The sequence below is a fragment of the Streptomyces sp. NPDC056128 genome (genome assembly GCF_042263835.1).
GTDB lineage: Bacteria > Actinomycetota > Actinomycetes > Streptomycetales > Streptomycetaceae > Streptomyces.
The window spans coordinates 1-25267 of the sequence record NZ_JBHJVQ010000020.1 but is presented as its reverse complement, the minus strand read 5'-3'; the positions used below and the strand labels follow the sequence as shown (position 1 = coordinate 25267).

General features: G+C 72.6%; 20 protein-coding genes. 14 read left to right on the top strand and 6 right to left on the bottom strand.

The window, feature by feature from the left end; genetic code table 11:
• Nucleotides 1–45: 45 nt before the first annotated feature.
• The gene (locus ACFC1X_RS28390) at nt 46–1128 is read left to right on the top strand and encodes a sugar phosphate nucleotidyltransferase (protein WP_376358562.1); all 1083 of its coding nucleotides are present in this window, start codon (nt 46–48) and stop codon (nt 1126–1128) included.
• 388 nt (nt 1129–1516) lie between these two features.
• Here ACFC1X_RS28390 and ACFC1X_RS28385 read toward each other — a convergent pair whose 3' ends face one another.
• The 4 genes from ACFC1X_RS28385 to ACFC1X_RS28370 form a co-directional block, all read right to left on the bottom strand.
• Nucleotides 1517–2497 carry a DNA-3-methyladenine glycosylase family protein gene (locus ACFC1X_RS28385; protein ID WP_376358559.1) on the bottom strand — a complete coding sequence of 327 codons (981 nt, stop codon included), beginning with the start codon at nt 2495–2497 and terminating at the stop codon, nt 1517–1519.
• Between the two features lie 95 nt (nt 2498–2592).
• Entirely contained in the window at nt 2593–3924 is a 1332-nt protein-coding gene (locus ACFC1X_RS28380; protein ID WP_376358556.1) for a coenzyme F420-0:L-glutamate ligase, read from the bottom strand.
• Nucleotides 3921–4880: a 2-phospho-L-lactate transferase gene (gene cofD, locus ACFC1X_RS28375; RefSeq protein ID WP_376358553.1), complete on the bottom strand. Its 960-nt coding sequence runs from the start codon at nt 4878–4880 to the stop codon at nt 3921–3923. The genes ACFC1X_RS28380 and cofD overlap by 4 nt, the downstream gene beginning before the upstream one ends.
• Before the next feature lie 33 nt (nt 4881–4913).
• On the bottom strand, nt 4914–5432 hold the full coding sequence (locus ACFC1X_RS28370; protein ID WP_376358550.1) for a cysteine dioxygenase family protein: 519 nt from the start codon (nt 5430–5432) through the stop codon (nt 4914–4916).
• Nucleotides 5433–6118: 686 nt separating this feature from the next.
• On the opposite strand from ACFC1X_RS28370, the gene ACFC1X_RS28365 reads away from it, so the two are divergent.
• The 3 genes from ACFC1X_RS28365 (at nt 6119) to ACFC1X_RS28355 (ending at nt 11869) form a co-directional block, all read left to right on the top strand.
• The gene (locus ACFC1X_RS28365) at nt 6119–6382 is read left to right on the top strand and encodes a WhiB family transcriptional regulator (RefSeq protein ID WP_010034659.1); all 264 of its coding nucleotides are present in this window, start codon (nt 6119–6121) and stop codon (nt 6380–6382) included.
• Between the two features lie 184 nt (nt 6383–6566).
• On the top strand, nt 6567–10358 hold the full coding sequence (locus ACFC1X_RS28360) for a glycosyltransferase family 2 protein (protein WP_376358548.1): 3792 nt from the start codon (nt 6567–6569) through the stop codon (nt 10356–10358).
• Complete coding sequence (locus ACFC1X_RS28355; RefSeq protein WP_376358545.1) at nt 10355–11869, top strand: DUF5719 family protein; 1515 nt, start codon at nt 10355–10357, stop codon at nt 11867–11869. Before ACFC1X_RS28360 ends, ACFC1X_RS28355 begins: the two co-directional genes overlap by 4 nt.
• Before the next feature lie 47 nt (nt 11870–11916).
• Here the strand turns inward: ACFC1X_RS28355 and ACFC1X_RS28350 are convergent, their stop codons facing one another.
• Complete coding sequence (locus ACFC1X_RS28350) at nt 11917–12369, bottom strand: metallopeptidase family protein (protein WP_376358770.1); 453 nt, start codon at nt 12367–12369, stop codon at nt 11917–11919.
• Nucleotides 12370–12663: 294 nt separating this feature from the next.
• Between ACFC1X_RS28350 and ACFC1X_RS28345 the strand changes: the two genes are divergently transcribed.
• The 9 genes from ACFC1X_RS28345 (at nt 12664) to ACFC1X_RS28305 (ending at nt 22618) form a co-directional block, all read left to right on the top strand.
• Nucleotides 12664–13080, top strand: coding sequence for a DUF3499 domain-containing protein (locus tag ACFC1X_RS28345; protein ID WP_352155793.1), 417 nt, complete (start codon nt 12664–12666; stop codon nt 13078–13080).
• A 137-nt stretch (nt 13081–13217) separates the two neighbouring features.
• Complete coding sequence (locus ACFC1X_RS28340; RefSeq protein WP_376358543.1) at nt 13218–14834, top strand: L-lactate permease; 1617 nt, start codon at nt 13218–13220, stop codon at nt 14832–14834.
• A gap of 79 nt (nt 14835–14913) precedes the next feature.
• Nucleotides 14914–16278 (top strand): phosphomannomutase/phosphoglucomutase, encoded by a 1365-nt coding sequence (locus ACFC1X_RS28335; RefSeq protein WP_376358540.1) that lies wholly within the window; start codon nt 14914–14916, stop codon nt 16276–16278.
• Between the two features lie 202 nt (nt 16279–16480).
• Nucleotides 16481–16651, top strand: a complete 171-nt coding sequence (locus tag ACFC1X_RS28330) for a Trm112 family protein (protein ID WP_020940431.1) — start codon at nt 16481–16483, stop codon at nt 16649–16651.
• Between the two features lie 93 nt (nt 16652–16744).
• The gene (locus ACFC1X_RS28325; protein WP_376358536.1) at nt 16745–17872 is read left to right on the top strand and encodes an SIS domain-containing protein; all 1128 of its coding nucleotides are present in this window, start codon (nt 16745–16747) and stop codon (nt 17870–17872) included.
• A 61-nt stretch (nt 17873–17933) separates the two neighbouring features.
• Nucleotides 17934–19085 (top strand): mannose-6-phosphate isomerase, class I, encoded by a 1152-nt coding sequence (gene manA / locus ACFC1X_RS28320; protein ID WP_376358534.1) that lies wholly within the window; start codon nt 17934–17936, stop codon nt 19083–19085.
• Between the two features lie 154 nt (nt 19086–19239).
• Nucleotides 19240–20220, top strand: a complete 981-nt coding sequence (locus tag ACFC1X_RS28315; RefSeq protein ID WP_376358531.1) for a cation diffusion facilitator family transporter — start codon at nt 19240–19242, stop codon at nt 20218–20220.
• A 219-nt stretch (nt 20221–20439) separates the two neighbouring features.
• Nucleotides 20440–21897, top strand: a complete 1458-nt coding sequence (gene ahcY, locus ACFC1X_RS28310; RefSeq protein ID WP_376358528.1) for an adenosylhomocysteinase — start codon at nt 20440–20442, stop codon at nt 21895–21897.
• Between the two features lie 106 nt (nt 21898–22003).
• The gene (locus tag ACFC1X_RS28305) at nt 22004–22618 is read left to right on the top strand and encodes a hypothetical protein (protein WP_376358525.1); all 615 of its coding nucleotides are present in this window, start codon (nt 22004–22006) and stop codon (nt 22616–22618) included.
• Nucleotides 22619–22620: 2 nt separating this feature from the next.
• On the opposite strand, the gene ACFC1X_RS28300 is transcribed toward ACFC1X_RS28305, so the two are convergent.
• Complete coding sequence (locus ACFC1X_RS28300; RefSeq protein ID WP_376358522.1) at nt 22621–23556, bottom strand: RDD family protein; 936 nt, start codon at nt 23554–23556, stop codon at nt 22621–22623.
• A gap of 126 nt (nt 23557–23682) precedes the next feature.
• Here ACFC1X_RS28300 and ACFC1X_RS28295 point away from each other — a divergent pair, with 126 nt between their 5' ends.
• Nucleotides 23683–24690 (top strand): stage II sporulation protein M, encoded by a 1008-nt coding sequence (locus tag ACFC1X_RS28295; RefSeq protein WP_352155801.1) that lies wholly within the window; start codon nt 23683–23685, stop codon nt 24688–24690.
• Nucleotides 24691–25267: the final 577 nt, after the last annotated feature.

Here is a 25267-nt window from a genome sequence, read left to right as displayed (position 1 = left end):
GCCGAAACACAGTTCGGCCGGTCCCGGCAGGAAGCAGAGACGACGGTGACAGAAGCGATCCTCCTGGTCGGCGGCAAGGGCACGCGGCTGCGTCCGCTCACGGTGAACACCCCGAAGCCCATGGTCCGGGCGGCCGGGGTGCCGTTCCTCACGCACCAGCTGGCGCGGGCGAAGGCGGCGGGCGTCGACCACATCGTGCTCGCGACGAGCTACCTGGCCGAGGTCTTCGAACCGTACTTCGGCGACGGCTCGGCGCTGGGGCTGCACCTCGAGTACGTCACCGAGGAGGAGCCGCTCGGCACGGGCGGCGCGATCCGCAACGTGGCGTCCCGGCTGCACTCGGGGCCGGACGAACCGGTCCTGATCTTCAACGGCGACATCCTGACGGGTCTGGACATCGGCGCGCTGGTCCGCACCCACGAGACGACGGGCGCGGACGTCTCCCTGCACCTGACGAAGGTCACCGACCCCAGGGCGTACGGGCTGGTCCCCACCGACGACACGGGCCGAGTGCTCGCCTTCCTGGAGAAGCCCCAGACCCCGGAGGAGATCGTCACCGACCAGATCAACGCGGGGGCGTACGTCTTCCGCCGCTCGGTCATCGACACGATCCCGGCGGGGCGGCCCGTCTCGGTCGAACGCGAGACCTTCCCGGAACTCCTCGCCACCGGGGCGCACCTCCAGGGCATGGTCGACTCCACGTACTGGCTGGACCTCGGAACCCCGGCGGCCTTCGTGCGCGGCTCGGCCGACCTGGTCCTCGGCCGCGCCCCGTCCCCGGCGATACCGGGCCGCTGCGGGGACCGCCTGGTCCTGCCCACGGCCCAGGTCGCGCCCGACGCGAAGCTGGCCGGCGGCACGGTGATCGGTGAGGGCGCCTTCGTGGCGGAGGGCGCGCGCGTCTTCGGCAGCACGATCCTGCCCGGCGCCGTCATCGAGCCCGGCGCCGTCATCACCGACTCCCTCATCGGCACCCGCGCCCGCGTCGGCACCCGCTCGGTCCTCAGCGACACGGTCATCGGCGACGGCGCCATCATCGGCGCCGACAACGAACTCCGCTCCGGCGCCAGAATCTGGTGCGACGCCCACATCCCCCCAGCATCCCTACGCTTCTCCTCGGACGCGTAGCGCTGGGGGGTGCCTGCGGCGGCCTGTGGCTGCTTCGGTGGGGGTGCGCGTAGCGCTTCGGGTTCGGTGGTGGGTCGGGGCCGCGCCGGGGGGTGTCCGTCCTCGGAACGGCGCGGAATCGGTCGGCCACAGAAGTGACCTCCGTTGACGCGCCAACCGCTGCGGGCGGACACCCCCCGACACGACCCCTTCCCGCCGTACGCGGCTCTCCGCCGTCTCCCCCAGCTGCGGGCAGTCGTGCCGCTGGGGCGGCACGGGTGGGCGCGGCGGCACCCGGCCAGCGCCGGCCCGCGTCACCCACCCCGCGCCCGCACCCACGCCGGGTGCGACGTGAACGCCGGGCCGCGTCACCCACCCCACGCCGGCCGCAGCGTCACCCCCGGCCCAGTCAGAGCCGCTCAATCCCCCGCGGAGCCATCCGCGGCGCCCGCCGCCCCGGCACCCGCCCACTCAGCAGCACCAGCCGAGCCGCCCGATGCCGCTGCCCGGCATACGGCTCCAGCAGCCGCAGCATCTCCGCGTCGTCCGCGTACCGGTCCCCGCCCAGCGCGAACCCCACGATCCCCGGCAGATGCAGATCCCCCACCGTCACCGCGTCCGGCGCCCCATGACTGCGCTGCACGGTCTCCGCAGACGTCCACGGCCCGACCCCGGACACGAGCTCCAGCCGCTCCTGCGCCGCCCCCGGCTCCATCCCGGCCGCCTCCTCCAGCCGCGCGGCGACCCGCACCGCCCGCAGGATCGTCGACGCCCGCTTGTTGTCCACCCCGGCGAGATGCCACTCCCAGGACGGGATCAGCGCCCACGTCCGCGCCGACGGCATGACACACATCCGCCCGGGCGCGGGCCCCGGCGCCGGCTCCCCGAACTTCCGCACCAGCAGCCGCCACGCCTGGTACGCCTCCAGCGTCGTGACCTTCTGCTCCAGGACCGAGGGGATCAGCGATTCCAGCACCAGCCCGGTCCGCGTCAGCCGCAGCCCCGGCCGCCGATGCCGCGTCAGCGCCAGCAGCCGGTGCCTCGGCACGAACGCGGACGGGTCGTCCTCGGCGCCCAGCATCCGAGGCAGCTGCTCCAGCAGCCACTCCGCTCCGGGCCCCCAGGCCTCGCCCCGCACCTCGTCACCGCGCGCGGTGACCCGCAGCGTCCCCGGCCCGCCGGGCGTGCGGCTGGTCCGCCACACGGCCCCGTCCGGTGTCGTCCGGAACGTCGGATCGCCCGGCCCGCGCCGCAGCGGCCCGAGCACCAGCCCCAGCTCCAGCGGCCCGTCCGGCACCCACACCCGTACCCGGCCCGGCGCGACCCCCTGCCGGGGTATCCCGCCACGCACAGCGGCACGCGGGGGCCGGGGAGCGAAACGTCCTGCCACGAGTGAGGTCCTTGAGCGAAGCGCGGGAGAAGCGGAAGAGGAAGAGGAAGGGAAGCGGGAGAAGAAAGGAGAGAGCCTCTACGAGAGTAGAGGCCTCACCGCACCTCGATGAACGACCCCGCGTCCCGCTCCGGCCGCGCGCGAGGTTCCTCCGCCGGATGACCGACCGCCACCGCACCCATCGGGTCCCAGTCGCCCGGCAGCCCCAGCACCTCCCGCACCACGTCCCGGCAGAACATCGTCGAGGACACCCACGCCGACCCCAGCCGCTCCCCGGCGAGCGCGACGAGCAGGTTCTGCACGCCCGCGCCGGTGGCGACGACGAACATCTCCCGCTCGGCCCCGTCCCGCCGCGCGTCCCCGTACACGTGCGAACCGTCCATGACCAGGCAGGGGACGACGAGGTAGGGCGCGTTGCGCAGCACGTCCCCGCGCCGGACGCGCTTGGCGATGGACTCCTCGCTCTTGCCGTCCCGCCGCAGGTCCGCGATCCAGGCGTCCCGCATCGCGTCCAGCAGCCGGGTGCGGGATTCCCCGGACTCCAGGAGCACGAACCGCCACGGTGTCGTGTGGTGCGGCGCCGGTGCGGTGACCGCCGCCGCGACCGCCCGGCGTACCGCGCCGGGATCGACCGGCTCGTCCGTGAAGGCCCGTACCGTACGGCGCTGGGTGACCGCCTGCCGTACCGCCTCCGACGTGCCCAGCCGGAACATGTCGTCGCGCGCGCCGCGCACCATCGCCCGCGCGCCCTCCCCGTCGTCGTCGGCCACCAGGAGCGGCAGCCCGCGCAGGACGGCGACCGGCAGACCCGACGCCTTGCCCTTGACCAGGTCGCCCGCCGCGGCCAGCTCGTCGGCGGTGGCGACGACGGTGGAGCCGAGCGGGTTGCCGTGCGCGTCCGTGCCGCCGCGCAGGTCGTCGAGGACCCGCACACCGGCGGCGCCGATCGCCACGTCCGTGAGCCCCGCCCGCCAGGGGCGCCCGAAGGTGTCGGTGACGACGACGCCCACGTCGACGCCCAGCGTGTCGCGCAGTCCCTCGCGGATGCCGCGCGCGGAGGCGTCCGGGTCCTCGGGGAGCAGCAGTACGGTGCCGGACGGGGTGTTGGAGGCGTCGACGCCGGCCGCCGCCATGACCAGCCCCTGCCGGTTCTCGACGATGCGCAGCAGGCCGCGCCTGGCCACCACCCGCACGGTCTCCGCGTCGATCGCGGCCTCCCGGTCGGCGGCCCGTACGACGCGGCCCTCGGCCTTGGACACGATCTTGGAGGTGACGAGCAGCACGTCCCCGTCGGCCAGCCCCGGCTCGGCAGCGGCGATCAGCTTGGCGAGGTCGTCGCCGGGCTGCACCTCGGGCAGGCCGGGCAGGGCCCACACCCGGTAGCCCTCCGGGCGGCCGAGGGCGTCGTCGCGCGTGCCGTCGCTCATGCCTCCCGCACCTCCTCCGCGAGCGTCAGCGCCTCCCGGGCCATCCGCGTCGTGGCGTCGAGGTCGGTCATCATCAGCGGTACGGCGCGGCAGAGGATGCCGGCCGCCTTCACACGCGTGACGGCGTCCGCGTCGACCGTGTCGACCAGCCAGCCGTCGAGCAGCCCCGAGCCGTAGTGCTCGGCGACCGCGGCCGCCGTGGACTCCACGCCGACCGCCGCGAGCACCTTGTCGGCCATCCCGCGCACGGGCGCGTCCCCCACGATCGGGGACAGGCCCACCACGGGCACCCCGGCGTCGGCGATCGCCTCCCGGATGCCGGGCACGGCGAGGATGGTGCCGACGGAGACCACCGGGTTGGACGGCGGGAAGAGGATCACGTCCGCCTCGGCGATGGCCTCCAGGACGCCCGGTGCCGGCTTGGCCTGCTCGGCGCCGACCGGCACGACCGCCTCGGCGGGGACGGAGGCGCGCAGCCGTACCCAGTACTCCTGGAAGTGGACCGCCTTGCGCTCCCCTTCCAGTTCGACCGCGACGTGGGTCTCCACGCGGTCGTCGGTCATCGGGATGAGGCGCACTCCGGGCTTCCAGCGGTCGCAGAGGGCCTGCGTCACCGCGCTGAGCGGGAAGCCCGCGGTGATCATCTGCGTCCGCACGATGTGCGTGGCGAAGTCGCGGTCGCCGAGGCCGAACCACTCGGGCCCCACGCCGTACGCCGCCAGCTCCTCCTTGAGGTGGAAGGTCTCGTCGGCCCGTCCCCAGCCCTGCTCCTCGTTGATGCCGCCGCCGAGCGTGTACATCACCGTGTCGAGGTCCGGGCAGACCTTCAGACCGAAGAGGTGGATGTCGTCCCCGGTGTTGCCGATGACGGTGATGTCCGCGTCGGGCGCGGCCTGCTTCAGACCACGCAGGAACCGGGCACCGCCGATGCCGCCTGCCAGAACCACAATGCGCATGGCCCCAGTCTTGCAGGCGGGTACGACACCGCGTCAGGCAGTCGGCACGGCGCCGGTGTCCGCGTCCCGCGACGTGGCGGCCGAGCACTGCGGGGCGTGCATGGGCATCTCGGTGAGGCCCGGGTAGTAGACGTGCAGGCTGACCGCGGGCTCCAGCGCGTCGTTGACGACCTCGTGCACGTGCCCGGGTGCGAACACGCGCTGGGTGCCGGCCCGCAACGCGCGCGTGCCGCGCTCCGTGTGCTCGGTGAGGGTCCCCTCCAGGACGGTCCACACGCCGGAGGAGGGGCCGTGGTCGTGGCGTCCGCTGCCCTGTCCCGGTACCCAGGACAGCAGCCACACCTCGTAGCCCGGGCCGGTGCGCAGCCGGTGGTACCAGCGTGTCGTCGCGTCGTACCGGACGAGGTGCTCCCACTCGGAGCGGTCGTCGGCGAGGGAGCGGGCCAGCCCGGCGAACTCGGCCACGGTGGCCGGGTGCTCGCGGGGTGCCTGGAGGAGGTGGGGGACTTCGAGGATGTCGCCGGCGATCTGGAGGTCGCTGTCGCTGTTCATGGGTGCGGTGGTTCCTCGGCGGAAGTGTGCGGCGGGCGGAACGGATGACCAAGAACGCCCTGGTGGGGCGGGAAATGGAGCATCGAGTCGCGTGGACTCTGGGGACAGCCGGAGCGCGGTTGGCTCAACAGCTGGAACAGCGGCAACAGCTACAGCGAGCGCGGGCAGCACCGTGGGACCCGGCGGTGCGGGTCGAGGCGAGCGCCAAGTTCGCGAGCATGCCCACAAGGACACCGGTTCACACCGGCACTGTCAACTCGATGCCCGGTATGTGGGACATGTTTCACCTCTTCCGGTTCATCTCGCAGGGGAAAGGTTTGTTCAGGGGGGTCCCGGGACACATGGCGCACAAGCCGGGCGCACAACCCCCGTAGTGATCCTGTGACCCGAATGTGATCAGGTTCGCTTCGGCGCGTATATCGGAACGGGATCGAACGCCTGGGCGTCTTCCCCGGTACGAGCGGAGCGCGGGTCGAGTGCCCGGACGGGCCTCTTTGGGATGTCAAGGTTTATGGCGATTTGAACACTTTCCGCTTTGCCTTGGTTCCGCAGAGTGAATAAGGGGCCCAATAGCAGATCTCGGCTTGACTCGCCCGGAGCAGCACACTTGTAATTTCACTCGTGTCGTTCAGCCGGAATCGGTAACGGCCAGATCACGGGGACGCGAAGACAGACGAGGGGCGCACATGACCGAGACGGTGCAGCAACTGCTGGTCGACGACGCGGACGAGGAGCTCGGCTGGCAGGAGCGCGCACTGTGCGCCCAGACCGACCCCGAGTCCTTCTTCCCCGAGAAGGGCGGCTCGACCCGCGAGGCCAAGAAGGTCTGCCTCGCCTGCGAGGTCCGCTCCGAATGCCTCGAGTACGCCCTTGCCAACGACGAGCGCTTCGGCATCTGGGGCGGCCTGTCCGAGAGGGAGCGCCGCCGGCTGAAGAAGGCCGCCGTCTGACGAGGCGCCAGAACCGGCGCGAACGGCGGGACCAGCGGGAACGGCCCCTCGCAGGTGGGTTGTCCACAGGCGGCGGGCCCTCTTGCTGTCCAGCCGATAGTGTGGGCGCTCGTCCGAGACGCCCCGCCATTCCCCACAGGCACGGGCGTCCACCGCAGTCCACCGAACCGGGGCCCGTACCTCGATGTCCGTGCAGAGTCACACGGCAGCCCAGCAAGACCTCGCTGCCACACCTGAGTTCCCGCGTCACGTCGTGACCGCGGTCCTCGTCGCCCACGACGGAGCCCGCTGGCTGCCCGACGCGCTCGCCGGGCTGCTCGGCCAGGAGCGCCCCGTCCAGTACGCCGTGGCCGCCGACACCGGCAGTGCCGACGACTCGGCCCGGCTGGTCGGCGAAGCCCTCGGCGGCGACCACGTGCTGCACCTCGCCCGGCGCACCGGCTTCGGCCAGGCCGTCGAGGAGGCGGCCCGCACCGTCCCCGTCCTCACCCCGGAGGACCTGCCGTACCTGAAGCGGCCCAGCGGCTGGGACCCCGTCACGCGCACCTGGCGCGACGACGCCTACGACCTGCCCGAACTGCCCCACGGCGAGCCGGTCCAGTGGCTGTGGCTGCTGCACGACGACTGCGCCCCCGAACCCGACGCCCTGGCCCAGCTGCTGCGCGTCGTGGACACCGAGTACGAACTCGGCCGCGACGACGTCGCCGTCGTCGGCCCCAAGCTCCGCGGCTGGTACGACCGCCGGCAACTGCTGGAGGTCGGCGTCTCCATCGCCAACTCCGGCCGCCGCTGGACCGGCCTGGACCGCCGCGAACAGGACCAGGGACAGCACGACCACGTCCGGCCCGTCCTGTCGGTGTCCACCGCCGGCATGCTGATCCGGCGTGATGTCTTCGAACGGCTCGGCGGGTTCGACCGCCGGCTGCCCCTGATGCGCGACGACGTCGACCTGTGCTGGCGCGCGCACGCCGCCGGACTGCGCGTCCTCATCGCCCCCGAGGCGGTCGTCCGCCACGCCGAGGCGGCCTCCCGCGAGCGCCGCGCCGTCGACTGCGCGGGCCGCACCACCGCCTCCCCGCACAAGGTGGACAAGGCAGGCGCCGTCCACACCCTCCTCGTCAACGTCCGTACGGCCGCCCTGCCCTGGGTGCTGCTGCGCATCGTCCTCGGCACGATGCTGCGCACCGTCGCCTATCTCGTCGGCAAGGTGCCCGGGCAGGCGCTCGACGAGATCCGGGGCCTGCTGGGCGTCCTGCTGCGCCCCGAGCGCATCATCGCCGCCCGGCGGGAACGCGGCCGCCCGCAGGTCGAGAAGGACGAACTGCGCCCCCTGTTCCCGCCCCCCGGAGCGACCATCCGCGTCACCGTCGAACAGGTCGCGGGCAACCTCGTCGGCAGCTCCGAGGCCGAGACCGCCGCGGGCGCCGGACGGCACGGCGGCGGCATCGAGTCCGGACCGGGCGGCGACGACGCCGACTTCCTGGAGATCGAGCAGTTCGCCCGCCTCAAGCGCATCGCCCGCAAGCCCGGCCCGGTGCTCTTCCTGATCCTGCTGCTCGCCTCCCTGGCCGCCTGCCGAGCCCTCCTCGGCGGCGGTGCCCTCGCGGGCGGCGCGCTGCTGCCCGCCCCGGCCGACGCCGGCGAGCTGTGGTCGCGGTACGCGGACGCCTGGCACACGGTCGGCACCGGCGGCACCGCCTCCGCGCCGCCCTACCTCGCGATCCTGGCGGCGCTGGCCTCCGCGCTGCTCGGCTCGACCGGCACCGCCGTCACCCTGCTGCTGGTCGGCTCGGTGCCCCTGGCCGGCGCCACCGCGTACTTCGCGTCCCGACCGCTGGTCATGTCCCGGCTGCTGCGCGCCTGGGCGGCCGTCGCCTACGCCTTCCTGCCCGCCGCCACCGGCGCCCTCGCCGGCGGCCGCATCGGCACCGCCGTCCTCGCCGTACTGCTGCCGCTCATCGCCCGCGCGGGCGTCGCGGCGGCCGGTCTGACGAGCACGTCCGGCGCCCGCGGCAGCTGGCGCGCCACCTGGGCGTACGCGCTGCTGCTGACGGTCACCACCGCCTTCACGCCCGTCGTGTGGCCGCTCGCGCTCCTCCTCGGCCTCGGGGTCCTGGCCCTGCGCCGCGGCGAGATCACCGCGTACGGACTGCGCTTCCTCGCCCAGCTCGGCACCCCCCTGCTGCTGCTCGCGCCCTGGTCGCTGTCGCTGCTGCCCTTCGGCTTCTTCGACGAGGCCGGACTGGAGTACGGCGCGTCGGCCGCCTCCGCTCTCGACCTGCTCGGCGCCAGCCCCGGCGGCCCGGGGACGACCGGCGGGCTGGTCCTCATCGGCATCGTGCTGGCCGCGCTGGCCGCCCTGCTGCGCTCCGAGCGGCAGTTGGGCATCCGGGTCGCGTGGGCCGTGGCCCTGGCCGGCTTCGTCTTCGCGGTCCTCTCCAACCGTTCCACCTGGGCCGGCCCCGCCACCCTCGTCTACGGCATTGCCCTGCTGGCCGCCGCGACCCTCGGCGCCGACGGAGCCCGTTTCCGCGTCGCCGAGCAGAGCTTCGGCTGGCGCCAGCCCGTCGCCGCGCTGATCGCCCTCGCCTCGGCCGTCGGCCCGCTGATCGCCGCCACCGGGTGGATGATCGGGGGCGCCGACGGCCCTGTCGAGCGACGCGACCCCGCACAGGTGCCCGCGTTCGTCGCCGAGGAGAGCCGCACCCGCGACCAGGCCCGCACCCTCGTCCTCGACAGCGACTCCACCGCCCACGTGGGATACATGCTGGTCCGCGGCTCCGGAGCCCGCCTCGGCGACGGCGAACTGGCCGCCGAGGACGGCGAGAACAGCACCCTCGACAAGATCGTCGCCAACCTGGTGGCCGGCTCCGGCGCGGACCAGGCGGACCAGCTCGGCGGCTTCGCCGTGCGCTACGTGCTCGTGCACAAGGGCGCGCCCCGCGAGGTCACCCGGGTCCTGGACGCCACCCCCGGCCTGAGCAGGCTGAGCCAGCAGGACGGCAGCGGACTGTGGCGGGTGGACCAGGAGGTCGCCCGCGCGACCATCGTGTCGGGCGGCGACTCCGCCACCGGCGCGCCGCAGCCCGTGGCGGCCGGACCCGTCGACATCCACACCGACATCGAACCGGGCCCCGACGGCCGCGTGCTGCGCCTCGCCGACACCGCGGCCGAGGGCTGGACCGCCACCCTGGACGGCAAGCCGCTCAGTCGCACCACGGTCGACGGCTGGGCCCAGGGCTTCGAACTCCCCGCCTCCGGCGGCAGGCTGGACGTCACCTACGACGACCCGTTCACCCACAGCGTCTGGCTGTGGGCCCAGGGCCTGCTCGCCGTGGTCCTGGTCGTCCTCGCGCTGCCCGGCAGGCGCCGCGACGTCGACGACGACCTGCCCGAGGAACCGCTGATCCCCGCCGAGGCCCTGGAGGGCGAAGGACGCCGGGCACGGCGACTGCGCGCCCAGGCGGAGGCGGAGGCCGAGGCCGGGACGGACACCGAGCCGCCGGTCGCACCGGCGGACGGCGCCCCCGAGGCGCCCGAACCACCCGCGGCGCCCCCGATGCCCCCGGCGCCGGTCCCGCAGCAGCCGGCGTACGGCGAGTGGGACTCGACGGGGTACCGGACCGAGTACGGCACCTACGACGCCTACGGCCAGGAGCAGTACCAGGGCGGCGTCCAGCAGCAGTACGACCAGGGCGGGTACGCGCAGCAGCCGTACCAGCAGGGGGATCCGTACCAGGCGGAGCCCTACCCCGCGGACGCCTACCAGGACGGCAGCGGCGCCCCGTACGAGCCGGACCAGTACGCCCCGTACGCCTACGGCGAGCAGGCGCAGGCCCAGCCCCAGGAGGGCGGGTACGACCCCGCCTACGACCAGGCGTACGGCCAGGGCGGATACGACGCGCCGTACGACCCCTCCCAGCCCCACCACCCCCACGGCACGGGCAGTGAGCGTCCAGACGGGAGCCAGCAGTGAAGCGCACGACCCTGTCCCTGATCGCCTGCGCGGCCGCGCTCGCCGCCGTCACCGGATTCGCGGCGGTCGCCACCCCGGACGGCTCCGGCACCGACACCGCCGCGCCGGCCGCCCGGCTGCCCGTGGAGCGCACCAGCCTGCTCTGCCCGGCGCCCAGCACGTCCGACCTCGCCGAGACCCAGTACACCTCCTTCACGCCCGTCACGAAGGGCGCCGAGGAGAAGGGCGAGGCGGCGCTCACCACCGCGGCACGGGGCGACGAGGCCGGGGACGCCGAGGACGGGAAGAAGGACGACGAGAAGGACGACGGGAAGGCCGCGAAGCCGCCCGTCGAGCCCAAGAAGCCCGGCACCCCCGCCACCGGCAAGACCTCCGGCTCCGACACGCCCGCACTCATCGGCACCGCCGAGGGCGGTCAGGCGCCCGGCTGGACGGTGCAGCAGACCACGGAGGTCGCCGCCGGGACGGGCCGGGGCCTCCAGGGGGTCAACTGCACGGCTCCGGACACGGAGTTCTGGTTCCCGGGCGCCAGCACGGCGGCCGGCCGCACCGACTACGTCCACCTGACGAACCCCGACGACTCGGCCGCCGTCGTCGACATCGAGCTCTACGGCAAGGACGGAGCCCTCAAGTCCACGGTGGGGGAGGGCGTCACGGTGCCGCCGCACGGCACCGAGGCCCTGCTGCTGTCCACGCTCGCCGACGTGAAGGAGACCGACGTGACCGTGCACGTCGGCGTGCGCAGCGGGCGGGTCGGGGCCGCGGTGCAGGCGCTGGACGACAAGACCGGCGGCGACTGGCTGACCGCGGCCGCGGACCCGGCGGGCGACCTCGTGCTGCCGGGCATCCCGCAGGACGCGACCGCCGTCCGCCTGGTGCTGTTCACCCCCGGCGGCACCGACGCCGACCTGAAGGTGCGGCTCGCCTCGCCGTCGGGGCTGATCACCCCCGCCGGACACGAGACGGTGCACGTCAAGTCCGGCATGACGACGGGCGTGGACCTCGGCGAGGTCACGCGCGGCGAGGCGGGTTCGCTGGTGCTGACGCCGACGGACGGGGCCGTGCCGGTGGTGGCCGCGGTCCGGGTCGTACGGGGCAAGGGCGGCGAGCAGGAGTCGGCGTTCATCCCGGCGACCGACCCGGTCGGAGCGCGCGCCACGGCCGCGGACAACCGCGCCAAGGGCACGACCCTGGCCCTGACCGCCCCCGGCGAGGGCGCCGAGGTGAAGGTGACGGCGTCGGCGGGCACGGAGGGCGGCACGACGGCGACCAAGACGTACACGGTCAAGGGCGGCACCACCCAGAACGTCGAGGCACCAGTCCCGGCCGGCCTCAAGGGCGGCTACGCGCTCACCGTCGAGACCGTCTCCGGGGGGGCGGTCCACGCGTCCCGCACCCTGACCGTCTCGGACGACGACGCGGCGTCCTTCACCGTCCAGACCCTCCCCGACGACCGGGGGACGGTCTCGGTGCCGAACGCGGACGAAGACCTCTCGGTGCTGCAGAAGTAGGCAGAAGTAGAACGCGCGACCGGGGAGGGGGACGGCGCCCCGCGCCCTCAGTCCTCCCCGTACCGCGGATCCACCGTCTCCGGCGTCAGCCCCAGCAGCTCGGCGACCTGTTCCACGACGACCTCGTGCACCAGTGCCGCCCGTTCGTCCCGGCCCTTGGTCCGGATCTCCACCGGCCGCCGGTACACGACCACCCGTCCCCGCCTGCCCTCACGCGAGGGCACCGTGCCGCCGAGCGGGACGGCCTCGTCGTTCCACAGCTCCCCGGGCCCGTCCAGCCGGGGTACGTCGAGGACGAGGAAATCGATGTCGGCGAGCTGCGGCCACCGCCGCTCCAGGCGCTCCACGGAGTCCTGCACCAGGTCCGCGAACACCTCGCCGCGGCTCGCGGCGAGCGGCACCTGCGGGGGCGCCACCGGACCGCGCATGCCCCGGCCGTGGCGATCACGACGGCGGGGCCCTGGGCGACCGGCATCACGGGGCGTCACGGGGTTGTCCATCACTGGTGAAGGGTAGTCCCCGCCGAGGTCGCGCGCCCGGCCGCACACGCGGACCGGACAGCGCCGAGGCCCGAGACGCGGCTTGTCGTCGGATGACCATTCCAGCCAAGGTTGGGCTCGATTCCGTATCTCTCCACGACCGTGGAACTCAAGGCAAATGTCGCTGTTTGTATCAGGTCGTGACCGCTTCCATGGTGGTCCCGACTCCCGGAAACCGGCGTCCACGCAGGTCACCGGGGTGTGTTCCGAGAGGTCCGTAGGGCGTTTCACGCCACGACACGGGGGTGTGACCTGGTGGAGAGTCGTCGCGGCCCGCTCAAGAGTGCGGTACCGTCCAACATCGTGAGCCCTGTACGTCGCTGTTCGCGCACCGCCTGCGGCCGTCCCGCCGTCGCGACGCTGACGTACGTCTACGCCGACTCGACCGCGGTCCTCGGCCCGCTCGCCACCTACGCCGAACCCCACTGCTACGACCTGTGCGCCGAGCACTCCGAGCGCCTCACCGCCCCGCGCGGCTGGGAGGTCGTCCGCCTGCTCGACGGGTCGGCCCCGGCCCGCCCCAGCGGCGACGACCTGGAAGCGCTTGCCAACGCGGTGCGCGAGGCGGCCCGCCCCCAGGAGCGGGCGGCCGGGGGCGGCGGGCGCACGGCCGACCCGATGGAGGTCGCGCGCCGCGGTCATCTGCGCGTGCTGCGCTCGCCGGACAACTGAGCAGGCCCGTTCGCCCGCCCCGGCATCTCCCGTCACATCCGTTGCTGCACACCCATTGACGTTGCCTTGTCGCGGACACGACCATTCCGGAAGCCGTGAGAAAACGCTTTCGCAATGCGGAATCCGGGGAGGCGCCCGTGTACGTGCAGGAACTGGAACCCGTCGCCGGTTCGCTCGGCCTGTCCGCCCTGGTGGCGGCCCTGCCCCTGGTGATCGTCCTCGTCCTGCTGGGCGGCGTCCGCATGAAGGCGCACCTGGCGGGCCTCACCGGCCTCCTGGCGGCCGTACTCGTGGCGTGGCTGGCGTACGGGATGCCGCTGGACCAGACGGCCTCCAGCGCCGTCCAGGGAGCCGTTTTCGGCCTCTTCCCCATCCTGTGGATCGTCGTGAACGCCCTGTGGGTCTACCGGATGACCGTCCGCACCCGGCACTTCGACATCCTGCGCCGCTCCTTCGGGCGGCTTTCCGACGACCCCCGCATCCAGGCCCTCGTCGTCGCCTTCTGCTTCGGAGCCCTGCTGGAGGCCCTGGCCGGCTTCGGGGCGCCCGTCGCGATCTGCTCGGTCATGCTCGTCGCGCTCGGCTTCGACCCGGTCCGCGCGGCGGTCGTGTCGCTGGTCGCCAACACCGCGCCGGTCGCCTTCGGCGCGATGGGCACCCCCGTGGTCACGCTGGCCCAGGTCACCGGGCTGCCCCTGGACGACGTCGCCTCCGTCGTCGGCCGCCAGACCCCGCTGCTCGCCCTGATCGTCCCGCTGCTGCTGGTCGGCCTGGTGGACGGGCGGCGCGGACTGCGCGAGACCTGGGTGCCCGCGATGGCCTGCGGAGTCGCCTTCGCCGTCGCCCAGTTCGTCGCCTCCAACTACATCTCCGCCCAGCTCGCCGACATCGCCGCCGCCCTCGTCGGGGCCGGCGCCCTGGTCGCCGTACCGCACTCCCGCAGGCCCGCCGCCGAACCCGTCCGGGCGGCCGTCCTGACCGGCGCCCGCAGCGAGGAACTGGACGAGGACGACCCCCGCCGGGAGGTGCTGCGCGCCTACGCGCCCTACGCCCTGATCGTCGCCGTCTTCTCCGTCGCGCAGATCCCGGCGGTCAAGGACTGGCTGGCCCGGGCGACCCAGACCTACGACTGGCCGTTCCTGGACGTGGCCGACCCCGAGGGCAACCCGGTGGGCGGCAACGTCTTCTCCTGGCCGATCGTCTCCACCGGCGGCACGCTCGTCCTGTTCGCCGGGCTGATCACGGCCGTCGTCCTCGGCGTGCACGCGCGCGTGGCGGTCAAGGAGTGGCTCGCGACCGTCCACGAACTGCGGTTCGCGATCCTCACCGTCACCTCGGTGCTGGCCCTCGCCTACGTCATGAACCTCTCCGGGCAGGCCGCCACCATCGGCCACTTCGTCGCCGCGGCGGGCGCCGGGCTCGCCTTCCTCTCCCCGGTCCTCGGCTGGTTCGGCGTCGCCGTGTCCGGCTCCGACACCTCGGCCAACGCGCTCTTCGGCGCCCTCCAGGTGACCGCCGCGCGGGAGTCCGGTCTCTCTCCCGAACTCCTCGCCGCCGCCAACAGCTCCGGCGGTGTCCTCGGCAAGATGATCTCCCCGCAGAACCTCACCATCGCCTGCGCGGCCGTCGGACTAGCGGGCCGCGAGGGCGACCTGCTGCGCAAGGTACTGCCCTGGAGCCTCGGCCTGCTGCTGGTGATGTGCCTGATCGTGGTCGGCCAGTCCACGGTCGTCCTGGGCTGGATGCTGCCCTGACCTTCGGGAACCGCGCGACGGCCGGCCGGTGGGTGCGGGTAGTTTGTGCACACCGACGGGACTTTCAGGAAGGTTGGCCGTGGCTGCTGATCTGTCGCAGATCGTGAAGGCGTACGACGTGCGCGGTGTCGTACCCGACCAGTGGGACGAGTCGCTGGCCGAGCTGTTCGGCGCGGCCTTCGTCGAGCTGACCGGCGCGAACGCCGTCGTCGTCGGGCACGACATGCGGCCCTCGTCGCCCGGCCTGTCCGGCGCCTTCGCGCGCGGGGCTGCGGCCCGGGGCGCCGACGTGACCGAGATCGGCCTGTGCTCCACCGACCAGCTGTACTACGCCTCCGGCGCGCTGGACCTGCCGGGCGCCATGTTCACGGCCTCGCACAACCCGGCCCAGTACAACGGCATCAAGCTCTGCCGCGCGGGCGCCGCACCCGTCGGCCAGGACACCGGCCTCGCCGAGATCCGCGCCCTCGTGGAGCGCTGGAGCGACACCGGCGCCCCGGAACCGGCGTCCCGGCCGGGCACCGTCACCCGGCGCGACACCCTCGCCGACTACGCCGCCCACCTGCGCTCCCTGGTCGACCTCACCGCCATCCGCCCCCTGAAGGTCGTCGTCGACGCGGGCAACGGCATGGGCGGCCACACCGTCCCCTCGGTCTTCGCCGGGCTGCCCCTCGACCTCGTGCCGATGTACTTCGAACTGGACGGCACCTTCCCCAACCACGAGGCCAACCCGCTCGACCCGGCCAACCTCGTCGACCTCCAGAAGCGCGTCCGCGAGGAGGGCGCCGACCTCGGCCTCGCCTTCGACGGCGACGCCGACCGCTGCTTCGTCGTCGACCAGGACGGCAACCCGGTCTCCCCGTCCGCCGTCACCGCCCTCGTGGCCGCCCGCGAACTCGCCCGCAACGGCGGCCGGGGCATGATCATCCACAACCTGATCACCTCCTGGTCCGTCCCGGAGGTCGTCGAGGAGAACGGCGGCACACCGGTACGCACGCGCGTGGGCCACTCCTTCATCAAGGCCGAGATGGCCCGCACCGGCGCCATCTTCGGCGGCGAGCACTCCGCGCACTACTACTTCCGCGACTTCTGGAACGCCGACACGGGCATGCTGGCCGCCCTCCACGTCCTGGCCGCCCTCGGCGGTCAGCAGGGCCCGCTGTCCGCCCTCGTCGCCGAGTACGACCGCTACGCCGGCTCCGGCGAGATCAACTCCACCGTCGCCGACCAGGCGGACCGCCTCGCCGCGATCAGGGCCGCGTACGAGGGCCGCGACGACATCACCCTGGACGACCTCGACGGCCTCACCGTCACGTCGGCCGACTGGTGGTTCAACGTCCGCCCCTCCAACACCGAGCCGCTCCTCCGCCTGAACGCGGAGGCCCGCGACGAGCCGACGATGACGAAGGCGCGGGACGCGGCGCTGGCGATCATCAGGGGGTGAGGGGCGGCGGGGGTGAGTCTGTGTCCTTGGCCCGCTCTTCAGCGCACAGTTTCGGGTGGTGGGTGGGCATAGGCCGGGGGTCCAGGGGGCGGAGCCCCCTGGCGGGGTCACAAGAGGGGCGGCGCCCCTCCACCACGCCCCCACCGGCGGTACCCTGACCAGCACATCCGCACAAGACAAACCGCCCCCGAAGGGAACCCCCATGCCGCTCGAAGCCGGCCTCCTGGAGATCCTCGCCTGCCCCGCCTGCCACGCCCCCCTCAAGGAGCAGGACGCGGAACTGATCTGCACCGGCCAGGACTGCGGCCTGGCATACCCGGTGCGCGACGGCATCCCCGTCCTCCTCGTCGACGAGGCCCGCCGCCCCGCCTGACCGACGGCGAAGCGACCCGGCACCCCGGCCACTCGGCGACCCCGCGACCCCGCGCAACCGAACGAACGCCCCGGCGATCGGAGACCTGCCGCCATGCTCGACGAATCGCTCCTCGACACCCCGGAGCGCCTCACCGAGGCCGACCACCGCGGCCTGCTGCGCGGCGCCGCCGAGGCCGGTGCCCGCGTACGCACCGCCGCCCGGCACGCCGCCGAGGCCGGAGTCGGCAACCTCAAGCCCGACGGCCGCCCCCGCGCCGTCCTGATCGCCGGCCCCGGCGCCGCCGCCACCCACGCCGCCGACCTCCTCGGCACCCTCGCCGGCGCCGGCAGCCCCGTCACCCGCCTCGCACCCACCGGCGTTGCCCCCGCCGCGGGCGCCCTGCGCTGGGAACTGCCCGGCTGGGCCGGTTCCGTGGACCTCCTGCTGATCACCACCCCCGACGGCACCGAGCCGGGCCTCTCCCTGCTCGCCGAACAGGCCTACCGCCGGGGCTGCACGGTCGTCGCCGTCGCCCCCGCCGGCTGCCCGCTCAGCGAGTCGGTGAACGCCGCGCACGGCCTGTTCATCCCGATGGCGACCGCCCCGTACGACCAGGACGAACCCCTCGCCGGTGCCGCCCCCGGAGTCCTGTGGGCGCTGCTCACGCCGCTGCTCGTACTCCTCGACCGCACCGCCCTGCTCGACGCGCCGCCCGAGGCCGTCGAGAAGATCGCCGACCGCCTCGACCGCATCGCCGAACGCTGCGGGCCCGCCATCGTGACGTACAGCAACCCCGCCAAGACCCTGGCGGCCGAGCTGGCCGACTCCCTCCCGGTGATCTGGACCGAGGGCACCTCCGCAGGCCCCGCCGGCCGCCGTTTCGCCGCCGCGCTCGCCGAACTGTCCGGCACCCCGGCCGTCGTCGCCGACCTGCCCGAGGCGCTCGCCGCGCACACCGCCCTGCTCGCCGGACGCCTCGCCGCCGGCGCCGACCCCGACGACTTCTTCCGCGACCGCGTCGAGGAGACACCCGCCCTGCACGCGCGCGTGGTGCTCCTGCGCGACCGCCCCAGCGGGGGCCTCACCGCCGCCCCCAACGCCCGTGAACTGGCCCTCAGCCACGACACGCCGATGAGCGAACTGGAGCCGGAAGCGGGCGGCGAACTGGAGACCCTCGCCGAACTGATCGCCATCACGGATTTCGCCGCCGTTTACCTGGCGCTCGCCTCGGGCGCCTGATCCCGTACGCACCATCGGGAACGCACCGCACGCACAGGACACGCACCGGCAGAGAGAGCCCATGGACCGCCTCGACAACACCGTCCGCCCCTACGCCTGGGGTTCCACCACCGCGATCCCGACCCTGCTCGGGACCGAGCCGACCGGCGAACCGCAGGCGGAGATGTGGATGGGCGCCCACCCCGGCGCCCCCTCCCGCACCGGCCGGGGCACCCTCGCCGAGGTCGTCGACGCCGCCCCCGAGAAAGAACTGGGCGCCGCCTCCGTGGCGAAGTTCGGCCCCCGGCTGCCCTTCCTCCTCAAGCTCCTCGCCGCCGGCGCCCCGCTCTCCCTCCAGGTCCACCCCGACCTCGCCCAGGCCAGGGCCGGTTACGCGGACGAGGAACGCCGCGGCATCCCCCTGGACGCCCCGCACCGCAACTACAAGGACGCCAACCACAAGCCCGAACTGATCTGCGCCCTCACCGAGTTCGACGGCCTGTGCGGCTTCCGCCCGCCGACCGAGACGGCCGACCTGCTCGACGGCCTCGGCGTCGCCTCCCTCAAGCCGTACGTCGACCTGCTGCGCGCACACCCCGAGGACGCCGCCCTGCGCGAGGTCCTCACCGCCGTCCTCACGGCCGACCCCGAGGAGATGTCCCACACGGTCACCGAGGTCGCGGCCGCCTGCGACCGCCTCGGCGGCGCCTACGCCCCCTACGCCGACATCGCCCACCACTACCCGGGCGACCCCGGCGTCCTCGCCGCGATGCTCCTCAACCACGTCCGGCTCCAGCCCGGCGAGGCCCTCTACCTCGGCGCCGGAATCCCGCACGCCTACCTGAACGGCCTCGGCGTCGAGATCATGGCCAACTCCGACAACGTCCTGCGCTGCGGCCTCACCCCCAAACACGTCGACGTCCCCGAACTGCTGCGCATCGTCCGCTTCGAGGCCGGCGACCCCGGCGTGCTGCGCCCGGAGGCGTCCCCGGACGGCGAAGAGGTCTACGAGACCCCGATCGACGAGTTCCGCCTGTCCCGCCACGTCCTGCCCGAGGGCACCGGCGCCCACGACCTCACCCTGCCCACCCCGCAGATCCTGCTCTGCACGGCGGGCACCGTACGGGCCGGCGACCACGAACTGACGCCCGGCCGTTCCGTCTTCGTCCCCGCGGGCGAAAAAGCCGAAGTGTCCGGGAGTGGCACGATCTTCCGGGCCACCGTGCGCGTCTGACACCCGCCTGACGCGCACACGACGGATCACCCGGCACCCGGGAGCCGCCGAGGGCTGCAACAATGGCGCACCGCAAAGGAGGGGCAAAGCCGGTCACCGGCCGCGCCCCCACCGGCGTACGGACGCAGACGAAGGCGAAGGGACAACGCGACACATGAGCGCGTCAGGCGGAACCAAGGCGATCGTGGCGGCACTGCTCGCCAACCTCTCGATCGCGGTAGCGAAATTCGTGGCGTTCCTCTTCAGTGGATCGTCGTCGATGCTCGCCGAGTCCGTGCACTCCCTGGCCGACTCCGGCAACCAGGGACTCCTGCTCCTCGGCGGCAAGCGGGCCAAGCGCGCCGCCACCCCCCAACACCCCTTCGGCTTCGGCCGCGAGCGCTACATCTATGCCTTCCTCGTCTCCATCGTGCTCTTCTCGGTCGGCGGCATGTTCGCCCTCTACGAGGGCTACGAGAAGATCAAGCACCCGCACGAGATCGAGCACTGGTACTGGCCGGTGGGCGTCCTGGTCTTCGCGATCATCGCCGAGACCTTCTCCTTCCGGACCGCCATCAAGGAGTCCAACGCCCTGCGCGGACAGAAGTCCTGGAAGGAGTTCGTCCGCCACGCCAAGGCCCCGGAGCTGCCGGTCGTCCTCCTGGAGGACCTGGGCGCCCTCGTCGGTCTGATCCTCGCCCTCGGCGGCGTCGGCATGGCCCTGCTCACCGGCGACGGCGTCTGGGACGGCATCGGCACCCTGTGCATCGGCGTGCTGCTCATCGTGATCGCGCTGGTCCTGGCCGTCGAGACCAAGTCCCTGCTCCTCGGTGAGTCCGCCGGCCCCGAGGCGGTCCAGCAGATCGAGGCCGCGATCGTCGCCGGCGACACCGTCACCGGCATCATCCACATGCGCACCCTCCACCTCGGCCCCGAGGAACTCCTCGTCGCCGCCAAGATCGCCGTCCGCCACGACGGCACGGCCACCGAGATCGCCTCCGCGATCGACGCCGCCGAGTCCCGCATCCGCGAGGCCGTCCCGATCGCCCGCGTCATCTACCTGGAGCCGGACATCTACAACAAGTCCGAGGCCGCCAAGGGACCGGACCGCGAGGCGACCCCCGGCGGCCCGGCCACACCGCCCGACGCCCACTGACGCCCACGGACGTCCGCGGTGTAGCTTGGGGTGGAGCCAGACGTCGCTGCTGATGGCGGTCGGGCGGTCCAGGACGGACCGGCCGAGGGAGAGAGGGCCTCCGACGGACTGCGCTGCGCGTACGCGGGCATGCCTGTGTCCTCTTCCGGGACACCCCTGTGTCCGCCGCCGCGCAGGTCAGCCGTACCCACCTCGACCCAACCCGAGGAGCAGCCCGTAATGACGACTGTCGACAACCGACAGGACTTCAAGGTCGCCGACCTCTCCCTGGCCGCGTTCGGCCGCAAGGAGATCACTCTCGCCGAGCACGAGATGCCGGGCCTGATGGCGATCCGCAAGGAGTACGCCGAGGCCCAGCCCCTCGCCGGCGCCCGCGTCACCGGCTCCCTGCACATGACCGTGCAGACCGCCGTACTCATCGAGACCCTCGTCGCCCTCGGCGCCGACGTCCGCTGGGCCTCCTGCAACATCTTCTCCACCCAGGACCACGCGGCCGCCGCCATCGCCGTCGGCCCGAACGGCACGCCGGACAACCCGCAGGGCGTCCCGGTCTTCGCCTGGAAGGGCGAGACCCTGGAGGAGTACTGGTGGTGCACGGAGCAGGCGCTGACCTGGCCGAACACCCCCACCGGCGGCCCGAACATGATCCTGGACGACGGCGGTGACGCCACCCTCCTCGTCCACAAGGGCGTCGAGTACGAGAAGGACGGCAAGGTCCCCTCGGTCGACACCGCCGAGTCCGACGAGCACCGCGTCATCCTCGAACTCCTCACCCGCACGGTGAACGAGAGCCCGCAGAAGTGGACCCAGCTGGCGTCCGAGATCCGCGGCGTGACCGAGGAGACCACGACCGGCGTCCACCGCCTGTACGAGATGCACCGCGACGGCACCCTGCTGTTCCCGGCCATCAACGTCAACGACGCCGTGACGAAGTCGAAGTTCGACAACAAGTACGGCTGCCGCCACTCCCTGATCGACGGCATCAACCGCGCCACCGACGTCCTGATCGGCGGCAAGACCGCCGTCGTCTGCGGCTACGGCGACGTGGGCAAGGGCTGTGCGGAGTCCCTGCGCGGCCAGGGCGCCCGCGTGATCATCACCGAGATCGACCCGATCTGCGCCCTGCAGGCGGCGATGGACGGCTACCAGGTCTCGACGCTGGACGACGTGGTCGGCCAGGCCGACATCTTCGTCACGACGACCGGCAACAAGGACATCATCATGGCCGTGGACATGGCCAAGATGAAGCACCAGGCCATCGTCGGCAACATCGGCCACTTCGACAACGAGATCGACATGGCCGGCCTCGCCCAGATCCCGGGCATCGTCAAGGACGAGGTCAAGCCGCAGGTCCACACCTGGACCTTCCCCGACGGCAAGGTCCTCATCGTCCTCTCCGAGGGCCGCCTGCTGAACCTGGGCAACGCGACCGGCCACCCGTCGTTCGTCATGTCCAACTCGTTCGCGGACCAGACGCTGGCCCAGATCGAGCTGTTCACCAAGCCCGACGAGTACCCGACCGACGTGTACGTGCTGCCCAAGCACCTGGACGAGAAGGTCGCCCGCCTCCACCTCGACTCCCTCGGCGTCAAGCTGACCACGCTCCGCCCGGAGCAGGCCGAGTACATCGGCGTCAAGGTCGAGGGCCCCTACAAGGCGGACCACTACCGCTACTGAGCCCTGCCGGCTCCTCCGAGACAGGCCCCCGCACCCCCGTGCCGGGGGCCTGCCCCGTTGGCGCCGCAGCGGCCGGAACAGCAGCCCGTCACCCTCCAGGACCACCATGCCCCGCGGCCGTTATTCGCTCCACGACCCGCATGACCACACCCCCCTCGCAGAAGAACACTTCCAGTGCGCCCCCGGACCCTCCGGCTGGCGCTACGTCTCCCGGCTGACCACGCCCACCGGAGAACACCACGGCTCCGTCGACCTCGCCCTCGACGAACTCGGCCGCCCCATCCGCCTCGAACTCCACGCCGCCGACTGGCAGGTACGCGGCGCGGCCATCGACGGCATCACCTGGGTCCGTACCGACCCCACCGGAGTCCACGCCACCGAAGGCAATGTGCGCGCCCACGCCTTCACCGGCAGCTCCCCGGCCTTCCTCGTCGCCGTCACCCGTCTCCTGCGCCTCACCCCCTCCGGATCAGCCACACGCCTACGCCTCGTCGCCCTCACCGACCCGGTCCTCGCCCCCCGCACCGTGGACCAGTCCTGGGCCTTGCTGAAGAGAGAAGCACACGCCACTGACAACGGCCCCCTCACCGTGGACGAATACCAGGTCACAGCCCTGGACACCGGCGAGCAGCATGCCGTGCACATCGCCGGCGACGTAGTGCTCGCGGCCCCCGGCATCGAGCTGGAGGACCTGGAGTCGCCGCCGTCCGCGTTCCCGTGAAACTACGCGGGCGGCACGAACCCGGTACCGGAACCGGGGCGCCCGTCCGACGGCGCGGCCGGAGGCACGGCGGAGGAACTCGGTGGGGGAGGGGCAGGGGTGACCGGAGCTACAGGAGCCACAGGAGGAGCTACAGGAGTGACCGGAGGACGCGGCGATGCCGTCGCCGCCGGATCCGCACCCACGGCCGCACCCCCGAACGCCCGCCGCGCCTCCCGCGCCTGCCGTTCCTGCAACACGGCCGCGAGATAGGCGGGCGGCGGAACCTCCTGCGGCACCGGGGCGCCCGTCCGAGCCGCCACGTCCGCGGCGAGCCGTTCCGCCATGGCCCAGCCGACGCGGGCATCGAGCTGCCCCATCCGCGTCAGGTACTGACGGACGGCGAGCCACAGCTCATCGGGCACCGCGGACAGGTCGAGCCCCGAGAAACGCCCGGCCAGCCACGGCGGAGGCGGCGGCATGAACCCTGCGGACGCGACCGGCACCCGCTCCCGCACGACCAGGGTGCCCGCGAACACGTCCCCGAGCCGACGCCCCCGCGCCGACACCAGCGAGGCGATACAGGCGACCACCCCGAACGTCATGAGGATCTCGATCACCGCGATCAGGCCCCGCACCAGCGCGTGCCGGAACCGGATCGGCCCGCCGTCGTCCCGCACCACCCGCAGCCCGCACGCCATCTTCCCGAGCGAACGTCCATGGCTGAGCGTCTCGACGGCGATCGGCCCACCCACCAGGACGAGCACGAAGACGGCGATCGACAGCGCGGTCTGCGCCGCCATGTCCAAGGAGGCGGTGGAGGCCACCAGGGCGATGGTGACCGCTATGTAGACAGCCACGGCCACCGCAAGGTCGAGCAGCACGGCCAACGCCCTGCTGGGCAGCCTCGCGGGGCGCAGCTCCAGCGCCACCGCCTCGCCCGTCACCAGCTCGCTCACGCCCGCCGCCCTTCCCTCGTCTCCCCCCGTCCCCGCCAGTCTGCCAAGCTGAGGACGCACCGCGCCGCAGTACGACAAGCTGATCCACGACGAGCCGCTGACGATAGCCGAGGAGCAGGCACACCGATGGACCTCGACGTCTTCGTCTCCGCCCACCGCGCGGAGTGGGACCGCCTCGACGCCCTGCTCCGGCGCCGGCGCCGACTCACCGGCGCCGAGACCGACGAACTCGTCGCCCTTTATCAGCGCACCGCCACTCACCTCTCCCTGATCCAGTCCAGCGCGCCCGACCCCCAGCTGACCGGACGCCTGAGCCAGCTGGTGGCACGCGCGCGCAGTGCCGTGACCGGCACCCGTCGAGCCTCCTGGCGCGACGTCACCCGCTTCCTCACCCGGCAGTTCCCGGCCGCCGTCTACCGGGCCCGGCACTGGTGGGTCCCCACCGCACTCCTGTCGACCGCCGTCGCGGCGCTCCTCGGCTGGTGGATCGGCACGCACCCCGAGGTCCAGTCGACCATCGCGGCGCCCGCCGAACTGCGCGAGATGACGCGCCCGGGCGGTCAGTACGAGACGTACTACTCGAGCCACCCCGCGGCCTCCTTCGCCGCACAGGTCTGGACGAACAACGCGTGGGCCGCCGCGCTCTGCCTGATCCTGGGCGTCTTCCTGGGCCTGCCCGTCATCTGGATCCTGTTCCAGAACATGCTGAACCTCGGCGTCGGATTCGGTCTGATGTCGTCGGCCGGGCGCCTCGACACCTTCCTCGGCCTCGTCCTGCCCCACGGCCTGCTCGAACTGACCGCGGTCTTCGTGGCCGCGGGCACCGGACTCCGCCTCGGCTGGACCCTGATCGACCCGGGCCCCCGCAGCCGGCGCATCGCCCTGGCCGAAGAGGGCCGAGCCGCCATAGGCATGGCCATCGGACTCGCCCTGGTCCTCTTCATCTCCGGCGCCATCGAAGGCTTCGTCACCCCGTCCGGACTGCCCACCTGGGCCCGCATCACCATCGGCGTCGTCGCCGAGCTGGCCTTCCTCGCCTACGTCTACGTCCTGGGTCGTCGTGCCGTACGCGAAGGTGACACGGGCGACGTGGAGGAGGCCGAACGCAGCGCCACGGTGCCCACGGCCGCCTGATGTGCATCGGGCCTTGGTGAGCTGCTAGTGTCCTCTTCGTTCCCGCAAGAGCCGTTGACACGGAGCTAGCGGGGAGGTAGATTTGAACAGTTGCCTGTAGACGGGGTTCATCCCCGAGGGTCACAGTGAACATCTGCTTGCTTCCTCCCGAATCTCGAATTCGACGAAGCACTCTCTCGATCAAATCGGAAACGAACGAGCCGGTCAGACCGACTCAGAACTTCTGATAAAGTCGGAGTCGCCGGAAAGGGAAACGCGAAAGCGGGAACCTGAAAGGCACCGAGGAAATCGGATCGGAAAGATCTGATAGAGTCGGAAACGCAAGACCGAAGGGAAGCGCCCGGAGGAAAGCCCGAGAGGGTGAGTACAAAGGAAGCGTCCGTTCCTTGAGAACTCAACAGCGTGCCAAAAGTCAACGCCAGATATGTTGATACCTCCGGCCTGATCGGTTTCGTCTGATCGGGTTGAGGTTCCTTTGAAATACACACAGCGAGGACGCTGTGAACGGTCGGATTATTCCTCCGACTGTTCCGCTCTCGTGGTGTCACCCGATTACGGGTAAACATTCACGGAGAGT

What these genes read in the sequence shown, in the direction of transcription:
- ACFC1X_RS28380 (WP_376358556.1), bottom strand. Translation starts at nt 3,924, where the DNA reads ATGAGCGACGGCACGCGCGACGACGCCCTCGGCCGCCCGGAGGGCTAC.
- cofD (WP_376358553.1), bottom strand. Translation starts at nt 4,880, where the DNA reads ATGCGCATTGTGGTTCTGGCAGGCGGCATCGGCGGTGCCCGGTTCCTG.
- ACFC1X_RS28370 (WP_376358550.1), bottom strand. Translation starts at nt 5,432, where the DNA reads ATGAACAGCGACAGCGACCTCCAGATCGCCGGCGACATCCTCGAAGTC.
- ACFC1X_RS28365 (WP_010034659.1), top strand. Translation starts at nt 6,119, where the DNA reads ATGACCGAGACGGTGCAGCAACTGCTGGTCGACGACGCGGACGAGGAG.
- ACFC1X_RS28360 (WP_376358548.1), top strand. Translation starts at nt 6,567, where the DNA reads ATGTCCGTGCAGAGTCACACGGCAGCCCAGCAAGACCTCGCTGCCACA.
- ACFC1X_RS28350 (WP_376358770.1), bottom strand. Translation starts at nt 12,369, where the DNA reads ATGGACAACCCCGTGACGCCCCGTGATGCCGGTCGCCCAGGGCCCCGC.
- ACFC1X_RS28330 (WP_020940431.1), top strand. Translation starts at nt 16,481, where the DNA reads ATGCCGCTCGAAGCCGGCCTCCTGGAGATCCTCGCCTGCCCCGCCTGC.
- ACFC1X_RS28325 (WP_376358536.1), top strand. Translation starts at nt 16,745, where the DNA reads ATGCTCGACGAATCGCTCCTCGACACCCCGGAGCGCCTCACCGAGGCC.
- manA (WP_376358534.1), top strand. Translation starts at nt 17,934, where the DNA reads ATGGACCGCCTCGACAACACCGTCCGCCCCTACGCCTGGGGTTCCACC.
- ACFC1X_RS28315 (WP_376358531.1), top strand. Translation starts at nt 19,240, where the DNA reads ATGAGCGCGTCAGGCGGAACCAAGGCGATCGTGGCGGCACTGCTCGCC.
- ahcY (WP_376358528.1), top strand. Translation starts at nt 20,440, where the DNA reads ATGACGACTGTCGACAACCGACAGGACTTCAAGGTCGCCGACCTCTCC.
- ACFC1X_RS28305 (WP_376358525.1), top strand. Translation starts at nt 22,004, where the DNA reads ATGCCCCGCGGCCGTTATTCGCTCCACGACCCGCATGACCACACCCCC.
- ACFC1X_RS28295 (WP_352155801.1), top strand. Translation starts at nt 23,683, where the DNA reads ATGGACCTCGACGTCTTCGTCTCCGCCCACCGCGCGGAGTGGGACCGC.